This is a genomic window from Cytophagia bacterium CHB2 (assembly GCA_030263535.1).
In the GTDB taxonomy this organism is placed as follows: domain Bacteria; phylum Zhuqueibacterota; class Zhuqueibacteria; order Zhuqueibacterales; family Zhuqueibacteraceae; genus Coneutiohabitans.
Genome location: SZPB01000010.1, coordinates 20789 through 41223 on the forward strand (window position 1 = coordinate 20789; position 20435 = coordinate 41223).

At 51.9% G+C, this 20435-nt stretch carries 15 protein-coding genes and 3 pseudogenes; 14 read left to right on the top strand and 4 right to left on the bottom strand.

Annotation, left to right across the window (positions count from 1 at the left end; translation table 11 throughout):
• Nucleotides 1-48: 48 nt before the first annotated feature.
• Genes FBQ85_02280 through lnt form a run of 3 tightly spaced genes read left to right on the top strand, consistent with a single transcriptional unit; the run spans nucleotide 49 to nucleotide 2514 of the window.
• On the top strand, nucleotides 49-444 hold the full coding sequence (locus FBQ85_02280; GenBank protein MDL1873992.1) for a hypothetical protein: 396 nt from the start codon (nucleotides 49-51) through the stop codon (nucleotides 442-444).
• Between the two features lie 10 nt (nucleotides 445-454).
• The gene (locus FBQ85_02285; protein ID MDL1873993.1) at nucleotides 455-871 is read left to right on the top strand and encodes an RNA-binding S4 domain-containing protein; all 417 of its coding nucleotides are present in this window, start codon (nucleotides 455-457) and stop codon (nucleotides 869-871) included.
• Entirely contained in the window at nucleotides 868-2514 is a 1647-nt protein-coding gene (gene lnt, locus FBQ85_02290; protein ID MDL1873994.1) for an apolipoprotein N-acyltransferase, read from the top strand. The genes FBQ85_02285 and lnt overlap by 4 nt, the downstream gene beginning before the upstream one ends.
• 51 nt (nucleotides 2515-2565) lie before the next feature.
• Here the strand turns inward: lnt and FBQ85_02295 are convergent.
• Nucleotides 2566-3198, bottom strand: a pseudogene (locus FBQ85_02295) (sulfite oxidase-like oxidoreductase).
• A 108-nt stretch (nucleotides 3199-3306) separates the two neighbouring features.
• Complete coding sequence (locus FBQ85_02300; GenBank protein MDL1873995.1) at nucleotides 3307-3630, bottom strand: hypothetical protein; 324 nt, start codon at nucleotides 3628-3630, stop codon at nucleotides 3307-3309.
• A gap of 247 nt (nucleotides 3631-3877) precedes the next feature.
• Here FBQ85_02300 and FBQ85_02305 point away from each other — a divergent pair.
• From FBQ85_02305 to FBQ85_02335, 7 genes and pseudogenes are all read left to right on the top strand, one after another.
• A pseudogene (locus tag FBQ85_02305) lies at nucleotides 3878-6457 on the top strand (T9SS type A sorting domain-containing protein).
• Between the two features lie 45 nt (nucleotides 6458-6502).
• Nucleotides 6503-7894 (top strand): annotated as a pseudogene (locus FBQ85_02310) (M24 family metallopeptidase).
• 197 nt (nucleotides 7895-8091) lie between these two features.
• A complete protein-coding gene (locus FBQ85_02315) occupies nucleotides 8092-9009 on the top strand; it encodes a radical SAM protein (GenBank protein MDL1873996.1) in 918 nt (305 codons plus the stop codon).
• 24 nt (nucleotides 9010-9033) lie between these two features.
• Nucleotides 9034-9834, top strand: a complete 801-nt coding sequence (locus FBQ85_02320) for a metallophosphoesterase family protein (GenBank protein ID MDL1873997.1) — start codon at nucleotides 9034-9036, stop codon at nucleotides 9832-9834.
• A 66-nt stretch (nucleotides 9835-9900) separates the two neighbouring features.
• The gene (locus FBQ85_02325; GenBank protein ID MDL1873998.1) at nucleotides 9901-10230 is read left to right on the top strand and encodes a 4-carboxymuconolactone decarboxylase; all 330 of its coding nucleotides are present in this window, start codon (nucleotides 9901-9903) and stop codon (nucleotides 10228-10230) included.
• Nucleotides 10231-10319: 89 nt separating this feature from the next.
• Nucleotides 10320-11516, top strand: a complete 1197-nt coding sequence (locus FBQ85_02330) for a hypothetical protein (GenBank protein ID MDL1873999.1) — start codon at nucleotides 10320-10322, stop codon at nucleotides 11514-11516.
• A gap of 10 nt (nucleotides 11517-11526) precedes the next feature.
• Nucleotides 11527-13086, top strand: a complete 1560-nt coding sequence (locus FBQ85_02335) for a glycerol-3-phosphate dehydrogenase/oxidase (protein ID MDL1874000.1) — start codon at nucleotides 11527-11529, stop codon at nucleotides 13084-13086.
• Nucleotides 13087-13280: 194 nt separating this feature from the next.
• On the opposite strand, the gene FBQ85_02340 is transcribed toward FBQ85_02335, so the two are convergent.
• Together FBQ85_02340 and FBQ85_02345 are read right to left on the bottom strand one after the other, a co-directional pair.
• Nucleotides 13281-14969: a hypothetical protein gene (locus tag FBQ85_02340; protein ID MDL1874001.1), complete on the bottom strand. Its 1689-nt coding sequence runs from the start codon at nucleotides 14967-14969 to the stop codon at nucleotides 13281-13283.
• Nucleotides 14970-15003: 34 nt separating this feature from the next.
• The gene (locus tag FBQ85_02345) at nucleotides 15004-16014 is read right to left on the bottom strand and encodes a class I SAM-dependent methyltransferase (GenBank protein MDL1874002.1); all 1011 of its coding nucleotides are present in this window, start codon (nucleotides 16012-16014) and stop codon (nucleotides 15004-15006) included.
• 217 nt (nucleotides 16015-16231) lie between these two features.
• Between FBQ85_02345 and FBQ85_02350 the strand changes: the two genes are divergently transcribed.
• From FBQ85_02350 to FBQ85_02365, 4 genes are all read left to right on the top strand, one after another.
• Nucleotides 16232-16990, top strand: a complete 759-nt coding sequence (locus tag FBQ85_02350; GenBank protein ID MDL1874003.1) for a TPM domain-containing protein — start codon at nucleotides 16232-16234, stop codon at nucleotides 16988-16990.
• Nucleotides 16991-17145: 155 nt separating this feature from the next.
• Nucleotides 17146-17871, top strand: coding sequence for a nucleotidyltransferase domain-containing protein (locus FBQ85_02355; GenBank protein MDL1874004.1), 726 nt, complete (start codon nucleotides 17146-17148; stop codon nucleotides 17869-17871).
• 34 nt (nucleotides 17872-17905) lie between these two features.
• A complete protein-coding gene (locus tag FBQ85_02360) occupies nucleotides 17906-18526 on the top strand; it encodes a LemA family protein (protein ID MDL1874005.1) in 621 nt (206 codons plus the stop codon).
• A 151-nt stretch (nucleotides 18527-18677) separates the two neighbouring features.
• Nucleotides 18678-19604, top strand: a complete 927-nt coding sequence (locus FBQ85_02365) for a DUF1848 domain-containing protein (GenBank protein ID MDL1874006.1) — start codon at nucleotides 18678-18680, stop codon at nucleotides 19602-19604.
• Nucleotides 19605-20435: the final 831 nt, after the last annotated feature.

Genomic DNA, 20435 nt, shown 5'->3' on the forward strand with positions numbered 1-20435 from the left:
GTTTTGTATATTCAGAATTAAACTTTAGATCTCGAAGGAGGAGCTGTCATGTCAGTGGATAAACAGAACCCAAAGCCGCGCGCAAATATCTCTCGTGCTGAAGTTGTTACGCTTCTCGCACAGCTTGAAGAAAAGTTTTTGCCGGATATCAAGAATATCAGCGCTCGTCTGGAACAGCTCGAAGCGATGTTAAGTTCGCCGTGTATTCCCGCCGATTTGGACATTTCCCAGGCTCTGACGGAATTCACGAAACGGCGCGAAATGGTTCCATTGGAGGAACAATTCTTCAATCCGGAGTTTCTCAGTGAGGAAGACAGAGAATTAAAGCGCAACTTTTTGGAAATATATTGGCAGGGCCAGGTGGAATGGGAGGAGGCTCGCCATCAAATGCGCATGCGGAGGGTTAAGCAGATCCAACAAACTTGGTTCGAAAGCAAGGCCTGATTTGCCTGCAATGAAGAACACCACGGCACAAACTGCGCATGCCACGCACGAAATGCGCCTCGACAAATGGCTGAAGGCGGCGCGCATCTTTCGCAGCCGCGACGAAGCGGCGCGGGAGTGTGAACTGGGGCGCATCAAGGTGAACGATCTTGTCGCGAAAGCTTCAAAATCCGTAAAGCCCGGTGATGTTTTGATTGTCAAAGTTTTGAACCACTACCGCACCCTCGAAATCAAGGAAATTCCGACGCGCGGATTATCCGCGAAAGACGCGAAACTTGTGTATCACGAAACCACACCCGAATTATCGCCTGAAACCAGAGAGTTGATGAAACTAATGTCAGAATCCGCGCGGCGTCTGCCTAAACCCGAAAAAGGCCGTCCCACCAAAAAATCGCGCCGTGAAATCGAACGCTGGCGGGGACGATGACAATGCGGCCACGTTCCCCGGCAACGGCGACTCAACTTCATCTTGCGACGCCACATTCTCCTGCAATGAAACATCTCAAAATTTTTGCGGCAGTAATCGGCGGGTGCCTGGGTTTTCTTTCTTATCCTGCCATCAATTGGACAATTCTCGTTGCCTTTGCCTATATTCCCTACTTCTGGCTGCTCAATCATTGCTCGGGCGTCAAAGAGACGTTGAAGTACACCTGGCTCTTTTCGTTCGTGATGACGCTCGGCGGCTTTTTTTGGATTGCGCACACCGCTATGGTTTTTGGCGGATTGCCGTGGTGGTTGGCCGTGCCCATTGTTTTGCTGTATGCCTCGGTGGGCAGTATCAATCTTGCTGTTGCCGGCGGCATTGTTGCCTTCGGCCGCAAGTTCCTCTCGCTGAAATGGCAGGCGCTTTGGGTCACCGCCGTTTTCGTGATCGTCGAAAGTTTTTTTCCAAAATTGTTCTATTGGTATGCCGGCAACGCCATCTATCAAGTTATCCCCTTAATCCAAATCGCAGATTTGGGCGGCCCGATATTGCTGACGACTCAGATTCTGTGGGTGAACTATGCGATCTATGCGCTTATCGAACCCTGGCTACAAGCACGATTGGACCAAAATCCTCAAACGGTGTTCAATGATTCTGAAAAAATCATCACGATCGGATTAGGTGTTGCCGTTTTGCTGTTTAGCTTTGTTTATGGCAGCCTGCGTTTACAGCAGGTCGAACAACACATGCGGGAGGCGGTGAGCAAGAATGTTGGCGTCGTGCAGGGAAATCTTGGCAATTACGAACGTTTGCAAGCGCAATATGGCGACGCCGCCACGGTCGATAAGTTTTTTGAAGTGCATCGCGATTTGACGCTTCAACTTCTCAATGGTCAGCAAGAGAAGCTTGATCTGGTGTTATGGCCCGAAGGAGGATATCCTTATCCGTTTCCGGAGTTTCATGCCGCGCATCAAGAGCTTGCGAATCTTGCCGAGAAAGCCGGCGCGCCCATTGTTACCGGTGGGTATGTGCGTGAGCGTAAGCCGGTTTACAAAATCTACAACTCGATGAGCATGACGGCGCCGGGAAAAATCGATCCCGTGGCGATTTATAAAAAACACATTCTGCTTGCATTCGGTGAATACATGCCGTTTTCGGATATTTTCCCCTCACTAAAAAATCTAATTCCGGCGATTTCGAGTTTTGGCGCCGGTCCGGGACCGGAAATCATGGCCTATGGCGATTTCAAAGCCGCGCCGCTGATTTGCTATGAAGCGCTTTCGCCGCATTACATGCGGGTTTACGATCAACAAAACGCCAATATCATTTTAAATGTCACAAACGACAGTTGGTACAGCCAATATCAAGAGCCGGAGCAGCATTTGGCGCTTTCGCAATTGCGCTGCGTCGAGGCGCGCATGGCGCAGGTGCGCAGCACGAATACCGGCATCTCAGCTCTGATTTTGCCGACTGGGGAAATCACCAACCGAACAGCTTTTGATGAAGCGGCATTCTTTGCTGCCAAAGTTCCACTGATGGAAATGCCGCCGACGGTTTACGCGCGGTTTGGCGATTGGTGGGCAGGTTTGATGGGGATGGTCTTGTTGGGCGTGATTGCGGCGCGACTGATCATACAACGAAAATAAAAGGGTATTCGATATTTCGAATACCTTTGCGATCGCAACGGATCAATTCAATCATCCAAACCGTTCTTCCGCCCAGGGATCGCCGTGCATGTGATAACCGTAACGTTCCCAAAACCCCGGCGCATTGCGATCGATGAACTCCAGGCCGTTGAGCCATTTCGCGCTTTTCCAAAAATAAAGTTTTGGAACCACCAGCCGCAGCGGGCCGCCGTGATCGCGCTCCAACGGCTTGCCGCCGAACATATCCGCAAGAATCACCTCGTCCTCATACATCTCTTCGATCAGCATATTTGTGGTATAGCCGCCGTAGGAATGCTGCATCACGGCGAGCGCCGACGGCAAAGGCTTGGCGCGCTCGGCAATTGCCGTGAATGGCACACCTTCCCATTCTGAATCCAGCAAGCTCCAGCGCGTGACGCAGTGAATATCAACGTGAATCTTTTTGCGCGGCAAGCCTTGCAACTCTTCTCAGGAGAGCGTGAACGGATTTTCCACCAATCCCCACACTTTTAATCGCCAAGTCTTGAGATCGACAACTGGCGTTTCGCCATAAGTTAAAACCGGAAATTTTTCAGTGCGATATTGGCCCGGCGGAATGCGCTCGCGCAAATCAGTATCCGGACGGCGTTTGGGATCAGCTTGCCGCAGGCGCTGCACGCGTTTGAAGGGATCGAGTATTGACATGGGAGAGTGTTTGTAAGAAAAAGTCGCAGAATTTCACTAACAAACCGAAACGAAACTGATTTTATTCCGCTCAGTTTTTTGGAGCCGCCGCAGCGTGCCGTGCTTCATTTAAAGCGCCCCATAGGCGTGTTCATAATCTTTGATATTCTGCATGATTGCCTGCGACCGTTGATGCAAGTAAGACCATTCGCCGTAATCCTCATGAATTTTGTAATTCCCGGCAGCCGGTATTTTTTTTTCAAAGGCATTAAAGCTCGTTTTGTACTTTCGTTCGAAACGGCGCATTCTAAGCTTGACGTCTTTTAGCTCTTCACGCTCCTCGGAGATCAAGCGGTTCAGCGAGTCGCGCAGGGATTGCAGCATCACTTTTTCCCGGATTTTTGGGTGTAATTGTGCAATCGGTTTTGGGACGTTGAGTTGAATTGTCGTCATTGCAGCAGGCTCAAATGATCACAATGAAACTAACCGGGTGTGCTTAAAGATCACGCGGCACTTTAGAAATAAACCGCAGGAAAAGCAACAAGATTTTTGGTGTTGTGGATGCGTGAATGATCACTGGCTCCGTGCGGCATGCTCGAAACTCAGCCACTCGACACATTTCTATTGCGTCCTCGTGAAAAAAATCACACTCTTCGCAAATACTCAAGAACGCTGGGTTGAATTACAATTCCGAGGGAGTATGAAAACTCGCCAGGTTTCCTTTTTTAGCGCTGCCTTTCGCTTCGCCGTTTTGATTGTTGGATTTCAGATTGCCGCGCATCTCAGTCAAGAAGCCAAAGCGCCGCCACCTCCGCGCAAAAAGCTTCCTCCCGGTGCGATGCATGCGTTGAATTTCTTTGCTGCTGCGCGGGCGTATCCGGACAAAATCATTTCCGGCGGCGGCTTTTATCGCGCCCATGAATTTTCTCAAACAACTTTGCAAAAGCAAAGCCTGCAAAAAAGCAACGCCACGAAATGGAAACTGCTCGGACCCAAGAATGTCGGCGGCCGTACCAATGCGATCGCCATTAATCCGCAGAATCCGAACACGATTTATGTGGGCGCGGCCAGCGGCGGACTCTGGCGCAGCTTCACAGCCGGCGTAGGCGTGGAAGCATGGGAGTATGTCGATACCGGCTTTCCGGTGTTGGGCGTCGGCGCGATTGCCATCGATCCTGGCGACACCAACAAAATTTATATCGGCACGGGCGAAGTCTACGGCTATCAAGATGCCACCGGCGGCGTGACGATTCGCACGACGCGCGGCAGTTATGGCATTGGTATTCTCAAAACCAATGACGGTGGCGCGACGTGGTCGAAGAGTCTTGATTGGAGTTATGATCAAAAGCGCGGCGTGCAAGCGCTGGCAATCAGCCCGCAGAATTCAAACATTATTTATGCCGGCACAACGGAAGGCACATACAAGTCAATCAATGCCGGCGCTTCGTGGACGCAGGTTCATGGCGTTTTGATGGTGATGGATATCGATATTAATCCGCAAAACCCGGATATTGTCTTTGCATCGTGCGGCGGATTGGGCAGCCCGGGTGCGGCAGTCTATCGCTCAACTGATGCCGGCCTGAATTGGCAGCAACTCACCAATGGCTTGCCGATAAATTATACCGGCAAAACCATTATTGACATTCATCAAGCGAATCCCCGAATCATATATGCCGACGTGGCGAATGATTTTCGAACAGTCGGCATTTATCGCAGCGACGATGGCGGCGATAGTTGGAGGCGGGTTACAACGTTGGATATTGCGCAATATCAAGGCTGGTATTCGCATTTCATCTGGGTGCATCCCACCGATCCTGATTTCATCATTGCCGGCGGCATTGATTTGTGGAAATCCACCAACGGCGGTGTGACGTTCACAAAAAAATCGGATTGGGCCGCGTGGCAGTTCGGCGTGGTGCCGGTGGGCGGCCCTGAAGGTCCGCCACATTATTCGCACGCGGATCATCATGCCGTGGCTGGCGATCCGTTTAGTCCTGACATCATCTACTTCACGAATGATGGCGGCGTGTTTCGCACCACAGACGGCGGTGAAACATTTGAGGGGTTGAACGGCGGCTATGCCACGACGCAATTCTATAACGGCTTTTCGAGTGCGACTTCAGACTCTACGCTGGCCATCGGCGGCTTGCAAGACAACTCAACTGTGATTTATGAAGGCACGGACGCCTGGCGGCGCGTAATCGGCGGCGATGGTTGTTGGACTGCGATCGATCCTTTCGATCATAATGTGATGTACGGCGAAGCACAAAATCTCAATATCTTCAAATCCACTAATCGCGGCCATGAAAGCTCGTGGTACAGCGTGACCAGCGGTATCAATCGCAGCGGCGCCGGATTTGTCGCGCCATATGTCGTTTCGCCTTCCAACAGCAACATTTTGTATGCCGGAACATCGCGTGTGTATAAAACCACCAACGCAGCAGGCTTTTGGACGGCGACGAACAATAATTTCACGCTTGATAATAATCCAGTGTTGTCACTGGCAATGTCCGCGACAAATGCCGACACGGTTTATGCTGCCACCTCGCCGATCAACAGCCGTGCGCATGTTTTTCGCACGATCAACGGCGGCGCGAGTTGGGAGGACCTTACCTCCAACTTGCCGGATCGTTATCCGATGGATATTGCCGTCGATCCCAATGACTCGCGCAATGTGCATGTCGTGTTCTCCGGCTTCGGCTCCTCGCATTTGTTTAAATCAAATGATGCTGGACTGAGTTGGGTTGATATCGGCGCCGGTTTGCCCGATGTTCCGTCTTCGGCGGTTACCGTCGATCCACGGTTTCCTCATCATATTTATTTCGGCAATGATCTCGGCGTTTATGTTTCGTTGGATGGCGGCGACAATTGGCAGGCCTGGCAGGAGGGCATGCCCACAGCGCTGGTGATGGATTTATCGATCTCGCCGAGTAATCGCGCCATTCGTGTTGCGACGCACGGCAACGGCGTGTGGGAACGGCCGTTGATCGGCGATCAGATTTCTGATGTCGTGCAACCGCATGCTCCCGTTTTTTCGTTTCGACTCTATCAGAATTATCCGAACCCGATTTCCTTGAGCGCCGTTTCCGGAAATCATGAAACCGTGATTGGATATGAATTGAGTGAAGCCTCCTCGGTTAACATTGCCGTGCACAATCTCCTGGGGCAGGAGGTGGCAAGGTTGACCGAGCTTGCGCAAGCACGCGGCTCCCATCAACGTCGTTTGTCTGTTGCGAACTTTGCACCGGGTGTTTATTTTTACACAATGCGCACGAGGAGCGCTTCTACAGGTCAAAGCCAAGGTCTTTTGCAAACACGCAAGATGTTGATCACCGAATAATCAAAGGAGTCCGCCATGCTGAAAGTGAAGCCTTTCATGGTATGTTTGCAGCTATTGCTTGCCCTGGCGTTAATTCGTGAAGCGAACGCCCAAAATGGTTTGCCCTTTCTTGGCGCATTGCGGCAGCAGGCGAGTATTCAGCAAGAATGGCTCAAGCTCAGGTTGGAGCGCGTGCTGCCGCAGTTGATGCGGCGTCATGGCATCGAGATGTGGCTGGTGATCTGCCGGGAATACAATGAAGAACCGGTTTTCTTTTCGCTGGTTGCGCCCACCACGTTTGCCGCGCGGCGGCGTACGATTTACGTCTTTCATGATCGCGGCGAACAATTAGGCGTTGAAAGACTCGCGCTCGGCGGCGGCTCGCAAGGCGGCATTTACACGGTTTATCGCGATCCTGATATTGAAAACCGCGAGCTGTGGGGAGGCGGCCAATGGGCGTTGCTGCGCAAGTTGATCGATGATCGCCAACCGGCGACGATCGGGATCAACGTTTCCGCTACGCATGCGTTTTCCGACGGCTTATCCGCGAGTGAAAAAGAAGCGCTTGAAAAGGCGCTCGGCGAAAAATGGACGAGCCGGCTGGTGCGCACCGACTTGCTGCCGCTCGATTATATCGCCATTCGCCTTCCGGAAATGCTGCCGATTTATCGCGACATGATGACGATCGTGCATGCTCTCATCACGCGCGCTTTTTCGAACGAAGTGATCACGCCCGGCAAAACCACGAGTGAAGACGTGGTGTGGTGGCTGCGGCATGAGGTGAATGGCATGGGCCTCGGTGTGTGGTTTCATCCCTCGGTCACGGTGCAACGCCAAGGTAAGCCGCGTGAAAGTCTGTTGGCAGAGAAAGAGGGCGTTGTCATTCAACGTGGCGATGTGTTGCACGTTGATTTTGGCATTACGGCAATGGGATTAAACACGGATACGCAACACATGGGTTATGTTTTACGCTCCGGTGAGAAGCAACCGCCTGCGGGCATTCAGCAAGCCTTGCGCAATGCCAATCGCATGCAAGACCTGTTGATGGAGCGCATGCGTCCGGGGCAAAGCGGCAATGAGATTTTGGCAAATACATTGGCGGCAGTGAAAAACGCGGGCATTGCCGGCACGGTCTACACGCATCCCATTGGAGATCATGGTCATGGCGCCGGACCGTTGGTCGGATTGTGGGACAGGCAGGAAGGCGTGCCCGGCCGCGGCGATGTTTTGCTATTGCCGAACACGTGGCATTCGATCGAATTATCGGCAACGACGGAAGTGCCGGAATGGGGCGGGCAAAAGCTGTGGGTGGGCCAGGAAGAAGATGCGGTGATTGATGGCGAGGGCAAAATCACATGGGTGTTGCGCCGGCAGGAGGAGTATCATTTGGTTAAATAGCGCTGCACGCTTGGAATAGATACGGTTCGAAACTCTTTATTCCAGGCCGAGATCGGCCTCTCGTTTTGATTGGCGTCTAACCAGATCGCGGACGGTAATTTTCCCTTGCAAACGGGAATATCTTACGATAGATTGCGGTTTCATATATGCACAGCCGTGCATATGTGGAAAATGTGAAACACGTTGAAGGGAAGACGATGGCGATTGTTCCGTCCGAATTTGTTCAACCGCAGGCATTTGTGCCGAAAGTGCCGCTGTATGAATTGGACGCATTGTGGTTCCAGGTCAGTGGCACGATATGCAATTTATGGTGTACACATTGCTTCATCAGTTGCAGCCCGAAAAACCATGCATTTGGATTTATGTCGCACGCTCTGGTTCGCCGGTATCTCGAAGAATCCATACGATACGGCGTGAAAGAGTATTATTTTACCGGCGGCGAACCGTTCATGAATCGTGACATGATCGCGATTCTGCAAGATACTCTTGCCCTGGGCCCGGCGAGCGTGCTTTCCAATGGCCTGTTGATCTCTCCCCAACTTGCCCAAACGCTGTGGGGCTTATCTCATCAAAGTTCCTACACTCTTGAACTTCGCATCAGCCTGGATGGCTTTGATGCCGCAACAAACGATCCGATTCGAGGCAAAGGCACATTCCTGCGCGCCATGAATGGTATAAAACACCTCGTGCAAGCCGGATTTCTTCCCATCATCACCTGCATGCAAAGCTGGCCTGAGCACGAACATGAACGTGTGCTTAGCGGCTTTCAAGAAGCCCTAAAAAAAATCGGATATACGCGTCCGCGTCTCAAGATCATGCCGCAATTGCGCATTGGCCGCGAAGCCGAACGGGAACGCCGCTATACGCCGGCGGAATGGGTGACGCCGGAAATGATGGAAGGTTATGATAAACGGCTATTGCTTTGCAGCAACAGCCGCGTGGCGACAGATCGCGGCGTTTATGTTTGCCCGATCCTGATCGAGAAGCCCGATGCCAACCTAGGAGAGTCGCTCGCAGAGGCTTTTCATCCGTATCCGTTGCGCCACCAGGCTTGTTATACGTGTTATCTCAGCGGCGCCATTTGCAGCAATTTTTCCGTGGGGCGGGATACGTGACGCATAATTTGATGAATAACCAACATGAATCTCGGCGTAACCAACTATAGCCGTATTATTGTTTTTGGGGGCGTTTACAATAATTATCTGGCGCTTGCAGCTTTGTTACGTGAAACAAATGGCATCAAACATGACGCCATTTTTTGTTTGGGGGATCTCGGCGCGTTTGGACCGCATCCGAATCGCGTGTATCCGCTCTTGGTCGAAGGCCGCGTACAAGTGGTGCAGGGCAATTATGACAACAGTATCGGCAATGATTTGAATGATTGCCAATGCGGGTATACCGATCCGCGCGACAATTACTTTGCTCAAATCAGTTATGATTATACCCTGGCCAACACCTCGCAGGAGTTCAAATCGTTTCAACGCGCGTTGCCGCCGGTTATTCGATTTGAATCTTTTGGCAACCGCGTTTTGCTCTGCCACGGTTCGCCGCGCAAAACCAACGAATTTTTGTGGGAGTCTGCCACGCCCACGCATTTTTTGCAAAAGCTTTTTGTGGATTACGATGCCGACGTAATTCTTGCCACGCATACCGGCATCAAATGGCAGCGTTGCACGCCCGAGGGAAAACTCTTCGCGAATGTTGGCGTTATTGGCCGACCCGAGAATGATGGCCACACCAACGTTTGGTACACTGTGGTTGAATTTACGCCGGAATTGAAAGTTGAATATCGCCCGCTCGCGTATGATCATCAACGCCTGGCCGCTGAGATGAGGGAAGAAAAGCTTCCGCAAGAATTCATCGAAACCGTCTTGAGTGGCTGGTGGACGACGTGCCTCGAAATTCTTCCGGGCAAAGAACGTAAACGAGGAAAATATTAGTTCGTCTTGATAGTGCAATGAATCGTGTAATTCTAACGATGTTATCAAATTCATTTGGAGTCTTTCATGCCCAGTTATTATTTGAGCGAAGATTTGGCGCGTTTCGGTGAAGTTGGCGGCCCGCAGCCCAAATTGTTTAAAATGTGGTTGGACTGGTATAACGAGTGCCATCAAGACGGCGCGCTGGATAAGAAGACCAAGGCCTTGATCGCCTTGTCGGTTGCACACGTCTTGCAATGTCCCTATTGCATTGATGCCTGGACCACAGGCTCGCAAAAAGAAGGCGCAACACCTGAGCAAATGGCGGAAGCAGTTCATGTCGGCGCTTCGCTGCGTGCGGGTACTTCGTTGGTGCATCATATTCAATCGTTGAATGTGCAGGCCCGAGACGAGTAACTGCCGGCTGGATGGTCAAATGACTGTCTGATTCTTAGAGACATCAACCCACCATTGGCAAGGCTTCCACCGAAAAGTAGAGTGAATTTATGATGGCTTCGACCAAACCGCGGCGCGCTGTGGTAATCGGCGCCGGCCCCATGGGCTTGGAAACCGCGTTGCTCTTGATTGATCGCGGTTTCGAAACGATCGTACTCGAAGCGGGCCGCGTCGGCGAGCATATCCGGCAATGGGGACACATCCGCATGTTTTCGCCGCTCGCAATGAATCTTTCCAGTCGCGCGAAAGAAATTTTGGGCGACAAATTGCCAAAAGGGGAGACGATTCAGACCGGAAATGAATTCGTCAAAACCGTGTTAGAGCCGCTGGCGCAAGCGGAAATTCTGAAAAACAAAATCATCACTGGTCAACGCGTCACAGCAATGGCGCGCATCGGTTTGGGAAAAATGGGATTGCCGAATCATCCCTTGCGCGCAGAGCGCGGCTTTAGAATTCTCGCAGAAGACCGTGAAGGCCGTGAGCAGGTTTATCAAGCCGATTATGTGTTCGACGCCAGCGGTGTTTTTGGCCTGGGGAACTGGAGCGGCGCCGCCGGCATGCCCGCTCTCGGCGAGCGGAGTATCAACGATCGTATCATTCGCCATCCGCCGAATCTGATGCAGCAAGCGGAACGCTTCACGGGCAAACGCATATTAGTGCTGGGTAACGGCCATTCTGCGGCTAACACCATTGTGGCATTCCACGAATTGTTGCAGCGCGAGGCTGCCACGCAAGTCGTTTGGGCTGTGCGCTCGGATCGCACGAAACCTGTGCCCGAGGTTCCAGATGATCCGCTTGCTGAACGTGCGGCCATTGTTGATGCCGCCAATGCGCTGGCTGCTCGCCCGCCGGCAAATTTAAAAATTTTGCGCCGGGCAACCGTGGAAGAATTTCAACGCGCCGGCAATGCCGAATCCGCTTCGCTTAAGGTCGCGCTTAAAGTTTGGAAAAGCGTTGAAATCATCGAGGTGGATGAAGTTATTTCGCTGACGGGATATCGACCGAACCTTGAGATGCTGCGCGAAACAGCAGTGGAAGTCTCAAACATTACCGAAGGTTCGCGTGGTTTGTATAAAGCGCTCTCGAATATCACGGATTGTTTGGCGAAGATCGAAATCCATCCTAAAGATTTGCAAAGCGGCGAACCGAATTTGTTCATCGTCGGTGTCAAAAGTTATGGCCGCAATCCTGGTTTTTTGCTGCAATCGGGATTGGACCAGTTGGAAGCGGTTTTTTCGACTATTTGAAGAGAATGTGATGAAGCGTCAAGAAATGCTCAAGAGGGTGCAATCCTCTTCGACCCGGTGGGATATGATCATCATTGGCGGCGGGGCAACGGGCTTGGGCGCCGCAGTGGAAGCAGCAGCGCGCGGCTATAAAACGCTTTTGCTCGAACAAGGCGATTTCGCGCAAGGCACCTCGAGTCGCAGCACAAAACTGATTCACGGCGGCGTGCGTTATCTTAAGCAGGGTAACATCACACTCGTGCTCGAAGCGCTGCGCGAGCGCGGGCTGTTGATCCAGAATGCCCCGCATCTTGTGCATCATCTCGCCTTTGTGGTGCCGTTGTATGATTGGTGGGAAGGCCCGTTTTACGGCATCGGTTTGAAGCTTTACGACATACTCGCCGGCAAATTGGGATTAGGGCCCTCGCAAATTCTTTCACGCGAAGAAACGCTGCAACGCCTGCCGACGCTCGAACCGGAGGGTCTCAAAGGCGGCGTCATTTATTATGACGGCCAGTTCGATGACGCCCGGTTGGCCATTTGCCTGGCGCAGACCGCAGTCGATCTTGGCGCGACGGCGATGAATTACATGAAAGTTCTTTCGTTGCTCAAAGAAGGTGATTTGGTGACAGGCGTGCGCGCCGAGAATATTCTGACAGGAGATATATTCGAGTTGCAGAGCCGTGTCGTAATCAATGCCACGGGCGTATTCTGCGACGTGATCCGGCGCATGGATGATGACGACGCAGCCGCGATCATAGCGCCAAGTCAGGGTATTCATCTCGTATTGGATAAATCTTTTTTGGCGGGAGAGCATGCGATCATGGTGCCGCACACGGACGATGGCCGCGTGCTCTTTGCCATTCCCTGGCACGATCGTACACTCGTCGGCACCACGGATACGCCGGTTGATGAGATTCAGGAAGAGCCAAAACCTCTCGCCGAGGAGATTGAATTTCTACTCAAGCATGCGGCGCGCTATCTCACCAAGGATCCAACATCGCAAGACGTTTTGAGCGTTTTTGCCGGATTGCGGCCGCTGGTCAAAGCAAATCACAGCGAATCAACCTCGGCGCTGTCGCGCGATCATACGCTGATGATTTCATCTTCCGGTTTGCTCACCATCACCGGCGGGAAATGGACAACGTATCGCAGAATGGCGGAAGACACGGTGAATCAAGCAGCGGTTTTGGCGGATTTGCCGGAAAAACCCTCGATGACGGAACATCTGCGTTTGCACGGTTGGCAACCGGCTGAAGAAAGCGTCGCGCCGTGGCATGTTTATGGCGCTGACGCGGCGGCTTTAGAACGATTGCTGCAGGAACGATCGACTTTCCGTGCGCGTCTTCATCCGAACTTGCCGTATTCTGCCGGCGAAATCATCTGGGCCGTGCGTCATGAGATGGCTTGCACGCTTGAAGACGTGTTGTCACGGCGTACGCGTGCATTGCTTCTGGATGCCAAAGCCAGCCTCGCCATTGCACCGCAAGTTGCCAAGTTGATGGCAAGTGAGCTGGGCTATGATGAAGCTTGGGAAAATCAGCAACTGGCGCATTTTGGCGCTTTGGCAAAAACCTACCTCATTTCATAAACAATAACTTCCTCAATCCCAAGATAAAACACATTGTTGTTGGTTGGTACAATAACAATGCCCCAGTCTTCGTGTTGTGATGGTGTTGATCTGTACTCTCACCAATTGTTTGATGACTCCCCGCAATATTTTCCCTTGGCAATCAAATTTCCGGCGTCTCGATGCGCATTGTTAAAAACAAGAAGCGTGATTCATTATTTGGGCTTGTCTGACGAGCAGCATGAGCTGAGATAGGCGGCGGTGACGTCGGCCCGGCTCCAGGCTTGTTTGAATTGTTCTTGCACGCCATCAGCCTCTTCTCTTTTTCCCTGCAGGCGCAAGCTTTGCTCAAGTCCCTGCAGCGACCAGCCATTAAAAGGATTTTGTTCTAAATCCTCACGAAAAGTTGTTTCAGCTTCGGCGGGACGCTTTGCTTTGAGCAGAGCCTGGCCGATCACTTGCCGGATGTGCAAATACCACGGCGGAGGCTCGATGTAGGGCAGCGCATCTTGCAGCTTTGCTGCTTGCCACAGTTCACGAATCATCTCATCGATCTGCCCGCGTGCGCCTGCAACTTCTCCTGCAAGTGTATGATTGGCAATATCGAGCAGCGCGGCGGCATTTGAGCCGCCAAAGAGAATGAGATTTTTGATCGTATCATTTTGTGCAAGCGCGAGCAATTGCGCCTGTTCCGCTGCTGCTTCATCTGCTTTGCCTTGACTCGCAAAAACAAGCCCGCGCACATAATGCCAGATGGCTGTTGTGTATTTAAACTCGGGTGCGGGTTTAGGCTCTGCCAGAATCTCATGCCACTTGCTGAAACGCGCGAGCGCGAATAACGGCGTCGGTAGGAATGCTTCTAAAAAAGAAAACTCTCGAAAGCGTTGCAGGGGAATGCTGGCAACGAGTTTGCGTGCGGCGTCGATGGCAACCGTGCTGCGGCCTTCCATGCTAGCCGAGGCCCATAAGAAATGAATGTTATGCGGATAGTACATGGCTGGGTAGAAACCCTGCCGGTTGCATTGCGTGATATAGGATTCATCGGCTTTAGCAGCGGCCTCGTTCGCTAACGAAGCCTCGTAATAGCGTCCGGTGCGCATGTAAATGTGCGCCGGCATATGCACAAGATGTCCCGCACCCGGTGAAATGCTACCCAGGCGATCAGCGCATGCCAGCGCCTTTTCAGGATGCGGCGAAGCCTCAACAGCGTGAATGTAGTAATGATTTGCGCCCGGATGATTGGGATTGCGGCGGAGCACCGCTTCAAGCGTTGTAACGATTTCCGGTGTATCAACATCGGGCCGGCCCTCTTTATCCCAATGATTCCAGGGATTCAAATCCATCAAGGCTTCAGCAAACAGCGTTGCCGCATCGAGATCATCCGGAAATTTTTGTGAAAACTCGCGCATGGCGTTGGCGTAGGCGAGATCGAGAGTTTCGCGCGCAATGGTGGAATCGAGTGAATAGCGTTGCGCCAGCGCTTGAATGTAGCCGCGCTCGTTCTCGCTGACTTGCGCTGCAAGTAAGTTGGCTTTTTGTGCCATCGCGTAAGCCTCCGGTATGACGCCGGGATCCATTGAGGAGTTGATATTCGGGCCAAGCGCCAACGCGATTCCCCAATAGGCCATGGCACAGGTCGAATCGAGTCTCACCGCTTCCTTAAAAGAACGAATAGCTTCAGGATGATTGAAGGCATACGTTAAAATCAGGCCCTGATCAAAATATTTTTGCGCCAATGGCGACTTGGTGGTGATGGCATGATGATGATTGCCGAGATCTTTGAACAACGGCGCGATACGTTTTTCATCTTTTGTTTTGGGTTGACTGAAATTTACCGCCAAGAACGCCGCGCCTAACAGAAGCGTGTAAAAAACGAGGTAAGATTGCCAGGATTTGATTCTCACAGGCTGCCTCCTTTTCGAAATGCTTGCAAAATGGTCATGCTTTTCGCCCGCCGAAAATGGCATGCCCGGCTTTCATCCAGTAGACATCGATATCTACAAACCCCGCTTGCGCCAGCCATTGCAATTGCTCGAAGAGACCCGAAGGTTTGTCGATGCCATCCGGATGGCGGTACATGTTCCACTCGCTCTGCTGAAAATACTCGAATGCGCGCAGATCGCCATCGAGATATAGCGCGCGTTGGCGCGTTGCCTCATCCCAGGCTTCCGCAGCAACGGCTACACCCTGAGCATGCGCGGGCTGAACCACATCTGCAATAAGAAATACACCCTCTGATTCCAACAGTTCAAATATATCGCAACAGAGCTGAAGTTTTTGATTGCCGTCCAAATGATGAATGGCCAGCGAGGAGAGCACGGCGTGAACTGGATACGGCAATTTGCGCCAATCGGAAGCAGCCAGATCGAAGTGAGCCGTATCAAACCGTTCACCAAAACGGGCGAGGCGGCTCAGCGCCTTGTTCAGCATTTCACGTGAACCATCGAAGCCGTGTACGATACTTGTCGTGAAGCGTTGCAGTACGGCTTCAGCTAGCAAACCTTCGCCGCAGCAAAGCTCCAGAACATGAAATGTATGCATGCGCGGCGGAATCAACGCAACGAGAGTTTGCATTTGAACTTCACGCTCCGGCACAAAGTAGTTGCCATAATCGATGAATGTTTGCGAGCTTTGTTCGCCCCAGGCGCGGCCGGAATCAGAATTTTTTTGTGGCATGCGAGTTTTGCCCTGAAGTTGATTTGGTTGAGGCCATAGATAATTCCAGCAAGGCAAAGATGCAAGCAAAATGAAACGCAATCGCAACCGGCATATATTTTTCCGCTTGATTTTTTGGCGGTGATATGGTAATCTGCACGCAGCCAATGTGAACAAGTCATCCACCATACCCATCTTACAATCCGTCGAATTGCTTGACAACCGTCCGGACTCGCGGTTTTCCACTTCCCGAGGAGATTCTTCAAAAGCATGCTCAGTTTGACCAGATTTCACGAAGCGCAAAAATATCCTATAACATGTTCCGATGCGCTCGAGCGATTACCCAAGCTTGCTTTTAATTTGTGGCGCGGCGTTATATGCCAAGCATCCAACACGGCGTTGAGCGCGTGACAAAAATTTCGCAAGATAACAGCGATAAACCACGCCCGAAAAAGACTGAACGGTTAGAATTGCTCATAACATTCATCTGAGAGATGTGAAGCGGGAGAACATGCGAATCAAAATTTTCCTAGTTATTGCGGGGCTGTTGTGGATAGGCGCGCCGGCGCGCGCGCAAAATTTCCCTGCGCCGGTTGGTTTTGTGAATGACTTTGCACATGTGATTCCGGACGATATTGAAGCACAAATCACAACATTAACGACAGAACTCGAGCAGAAAACCGGCGCGGAAGTCACGGTTGTTACCATCGATTCCATCGGCGATTACGACTATACCGATTACGCCATCCGCCTGTTCGAAAAATGGGGCATCGGCAAGAAGGGGAAAGACAACGGCGTTTTGATTTTTTTGACTGTGCAGGAACGTAAAGCGCGTATTGAAGTCGGCTATGGCCTTGAGGGTATTCTGCCGGATATTACTGCGGGGCGAATTTTTCGGCAGTATATGGTGCCTGATCTGCAGCGCAATGATTTCGGCGCGGGTTTGCTTGCAGGCGTGCGTGTGATCGTGGGCGTAATTGCCGAGGATGCAGGTGTAGAAATCACCGGCGCCATTCGACCCCGTTTAAGCCGGCGACCAGAGGAGGGCGAGTTCCCGGTTACAACGCTGATCATCATCATCGTGATTCTCATTATTCTTGCGCGTTCCGGTTTGCTCGGGCCGATGTTGTATTCCGGCGGGCTTGGCGGCGGGCGTTATCGCGGTGGAGGTTGGGGGGGCGGCTTTGGCGGTGGTGGATTTGGAGGCGGCGGTTTTGGCGGCTTCGGCGGTGGCCGCAGCGGCGGGGGAGGGGCGGGAGGAAGTTTTTAAAACGAAGCAATGCCCAAGAAAACGATTGGTTGCAACGCAGGCTTAGCTTATCGAAGCGTGATTATTTAAGTCGAACGCTTTACAAGTTTAGGATGTTGTACGCGCAAATCTCCACATAGGTCGAAGAGGCGTGACAAAAGTAGAGAAGAACAATCATGAAAAAAATGCCGGCTACTCCGGAAACGATTTTTGCGGAGTACATCAACGATTGGCAAACGGCTTTTGGCAGCGGGCTGGAGGCCATCATTCTTTATGGCAGCGTCGTGCGCGGTGAATATTCCGGCCAAAGCTCGGACATTAATTTTTTGGTCATACTCAAACCGGAGGCCATGAAAAAGCTGCGCACGGCTATTCCGTTTACCGAAAAATGGCGCCAGCACGGCGTGGTCGCGCCGCTGGTGTTGACGCGCGATTTCTTACGCGCTTCACTCGATAGCTTTCCCATCGAGATTCTGAGTTTGCAACGCCATCATCGTGCTCTGTTTGGCGAAGACGTGCTGCAGGATTTGGCTCCGTCACCTCAGCATGTGCGGCTGCAACTCGAGCGTGAAATCAAGGGCAAGTTGGTTCATTTGTGGAAAGGTTTTTTGAGCGTTGGCGCTGAGCGCAATGCTTTGCACGATTTGCTGGTCCGCTCAATTAGCGATTTGTATGCGCTCTTCGAAGCCTTTTTGTTCTTAAAGAATGAAGAGATTCCCGTGAAACGCAAGGAGCTTTTCCAGCAAGTCGCGCGTGTGGCGAATTTGGACGAGAGTTTTATCGCGCCGCTGCTGCGTTTGCATGAACACGAGAGCCGCCCGTATCGTGAAGAGTTGTGGCGATTGACGGAGGATTACCTCGTTCAAATCGAAAAATTTTCTGACTATATTGATCGGATGTAAATTTCATCTCAACTGTTTGAAGGAGGATTGGAAAATGGGTAAAAAGTTTCTTATCGGCCTGGGCGTTGTTGTGGTTTTGGGTTTTCTATTGTACAGTTTTTTTTCCGGCAACTATAACAAGTTGGTAGGCCTCGATGAAGGCGTGAAGCAGTCCTGGGCGGAGGTGCAAAACAACTATCAGCGCCGCGCGGATTTGATTCCGAATCTTGTGGCAACGGTGAAAGGCGCGGCAGATTTCGAACGGGAAACGCTGGAGAGCGTCATCGAAGCGCGCGCCAACGCTACCCGGCCGGAAATCAATGTTGATGCCGACAAGTTATTGAATGATCCGCAGGCCTTTCAGCGCTTCCAGCAGGCGCAGGATAACCTGACTTCGGCATTGAGCCGGCTGCTCGTGGTTGTGGAACGGTATCCCGAGTTGAAAGCCAACCAGAATTACCTCGATTTGCAAACACAGCTCGAGGGCACGGAGAATCGCATCACCACCGCGCGCCGGCGTTTTAATGAAACGGTGCAGGGCTTCAACAGCACGGCGCGCACGTTTCCGACCAACATTATTGCCGGCATATTCGGGTTCAACCAAAAGCCTTATTTTGAAGCCTCGGCAGAAGCGCAGCAAGCGCCGAAGGTGGATTTTTCCAGAGAGCAGAATTGAGGCGATTATTAACTAAATCGCAAACAGCCGAGGCAGCAAAATTCCTTTATCGGTCGAAGGCTCGACAAGTGAGCCGGAGCGGCAGTCGTGAATCACTGTCCGGGCTTTTGTAATCGGATTGGCGGTTTGAATTGAAGGTTCCGTTGGCGAAATGAACATGGCGAAGAGAACGGTCACAACGCCGCGCATCATCTCCGTCTCGCGACGCACGGATATTCCGGCTTATTATGCCAATTGGTTTATGCAGCAAGTCGAGCGGGGTGAAGTCATCTACCCCAATCCGATGAGCTTCAAGCCTGTACGCCTTTCTTTGCGGCCCGAGCATGTGTTGTTCCTGGTCTTTTGGACGCGCAATCCTTACCCGCTTGAAAAGTATCTCGATCGGCTCGATCAGCTTTATGGCCGGGCGTACTATTTTCATTTTACTATTAATGGCCTGCCCAAAACAGTGGAGACCAATAACCCACCGCTTGATTTTGCTGTCGCAACGTTTCAGCGTCTCGCTGCGCGTTATCCCGGTCAAATTTTCTGGCGTTATGATCCAATTGTGTTGTCGGATCAGACGCCAGTAGAGTATCACGTGCAGAAATTCGGCGAGTTGGCGGAACGCTTGCTCGGCGCCACGGCACGTTGCTATTTTTCATTTGTCAATTGGTACCAAAAGGTGCAGCGTAATTTAGCCCGGGCGAGCCGGCAGCATGGCATATCCTTTCGTGATGCGGCGTTGCAGGAACGGCTTGACCTTGTGCGCCAGCTTGTTGCACTTGCCGCGGCGAACGGCATGCAGCTTTATTCGTGTTGCCAGGATGAGCTTTGTGAGATTCCACAGGTTGAGAAAGCGCATTGTGTTGATGTCGAGACCGTCCGGCAAATTGCGCCTGAGCGTTATCGCATGCTGAAGGCCACACCTACGCGCGACGATTGCGGTTGTTACGAAAGCCGCGATTTAGGCTATTATGATAGCTGTCCGCACGGTTGTGTTTATTGCTACGCCAATCTTGACCGCGCCAGGGCCAGGGAATTTCACGCGCAATATCTCAAGAATAGAGTTCTGCCCTACGATGGCCGCACAAATTAAAATGGCCCGTGACGAGGTTTTCGTCGCGGGCCTTCTCATTGTCAATCAGAATTTCTAGGAAGAACCTTGTTGAGTTCCTCAGCAATGGTTATTCGAAAGTGTTAGATCTCGCCGCGCGGCCGGCGATGCGCGAATTTTTCATCCCAGATGAATAATTTTTGCTCACGCAACTTCTTGAAAAAATCCTCGCTCAACTCGCCACGCACCACAGTTTTGTGATCTTTTTGATCAATGTTGATGCTGTTCAACGCATCAACCGCCGGACGATCCTCTGCGACCGAAAGTTTTGCCGCTGCCAACCCGCCGCGCATTAAATCGACCAAAAGCTTGCTGGTCTCCGCCTTGCCGCAGTCGATTTCACCCGCGAACGTCACGCCTTTTTCAACTCGCGCTGAGAACGCCACGGCATTCACATCCTCAAACTTGGGGAATTGCTGTCGCAATTCCTCGGGAACGTGTCCCGCCTTTTTCATGTCCTCCGTAATCTCGACTGCAAACCAGAATTGATCGCCATAGCTCACTTTCTTTTCCAATTCCGCAAGCATGTTTGCCGGCACACCGCGCGTCTCGGGTTTCTCACCTTGCAGCAGAGCCACGATCCAATCACGATCGCCGGCATATAACGTGTTCGCGTCGGCGAAACACCATGCCCGGTTATCTCTGCCTTTGGCAGAAGTATAAATTGTATGCGTGCCAACCGTTTCCTCCTGCCAGGGCAGTTCCTGTTTTTCTTCAAGGCTCTTTTGTTTGAGATAATCTTTGAGACGCTGTTCATCAAATGTGCCATGAACAATTACACAGAAATCCTGCTCTGCCTTCGGCGCCGGCGCG

Bases quoted from the DNA above. Each gene is read 5' to 3' on its own strand.
- FBQ85_02280 (MDL1873992.1), top strand. From the start codon at position 49: ATGTCAGTGGATAAACAGAACCCAAAGCCGCGCGCAAATATCTCTCGT.
- FBQ85_02285 (MDL1873993.1), top strand. From the start codon at position 455: ATGAAGAACACCACGGCACAAACTGCGCATGCCACGCACGAAATGCGC.
- lnt (MDL1873994.1), top strand. From the start codon at position 868: ATGACAATGCGGCCACGTTCCCCGGCAACGGCGACTCAACTTCATCTT.
- FBQ85_02300 (MDL1873995.1), bottom strand. From the start codon at position 3,630: ATGACGACAATTCAACTCAACGTCCCAAAACCGATTGCACAATTACAC.
- FBQ85_02315 (MDL1873996.1), top strand. From the start codon at position 8,092: ATGGCGATTGTTCCGTCCGAATTTGTTCAACCGCAGGCATTTGTGCCG.
- FBQ85_02320 (MDL1873997.1), top strand. From the start codon at position 9,034: ATGAATCTCGGCGTAACCAACTATAGCCGTATTATTGTTTTTGGGGGC.
- FBQ85_02325 (MDL1873998.1), top strand. From the start codon at position 9,901: ATGCCCAGTTATTATTTGAGCGAAGATTTGGCGCGTTTCGGTGAAGTT.
- FBQ85_02330 (MDL1873999.1), top strand. From the start codon at position 10,320: ATGATGGCTTCGACCAAACCGCGGCGCGCTGTGGTAATCGGCGCCGGC.
- FBQ85_02335 (MDL1874000.1), top strand. From the start codon at position 11,527: ATGAAGCGTCAAGAAATGCTCAAGAGGGTGCAATCCTCTTCGACCCGG.
- FBQ85_02350 (MDL1874003.1), top strand. From the start codon at position 16,232: ATGCGAATCAAAATTTTCCTAGTTATTGCGGGGCTGTTGTGGATAGGC.
- FBQ85_02355 (MDL1874004.1), top strand. From the start codon at position 17,146: ATGAAAAAAATGCCGGCTACTCCGGAAACGATTTTTGCGGAGTACATC.
- FBQ85_02360 (MDL1874005.1), top strand. From the start codon at position 17,906: ATGGGTAAAAAGTTTCTTATCGGCCTGGGCGTTGTTGTGGTTTTGGGT.
- FBQ85_02365 (MDL1874006.1), top strand. From the start codon at position 18,678: ATGAACATGGCGAAGAGAACGGTCACAACGCCGCGCATCATCTCCGTC.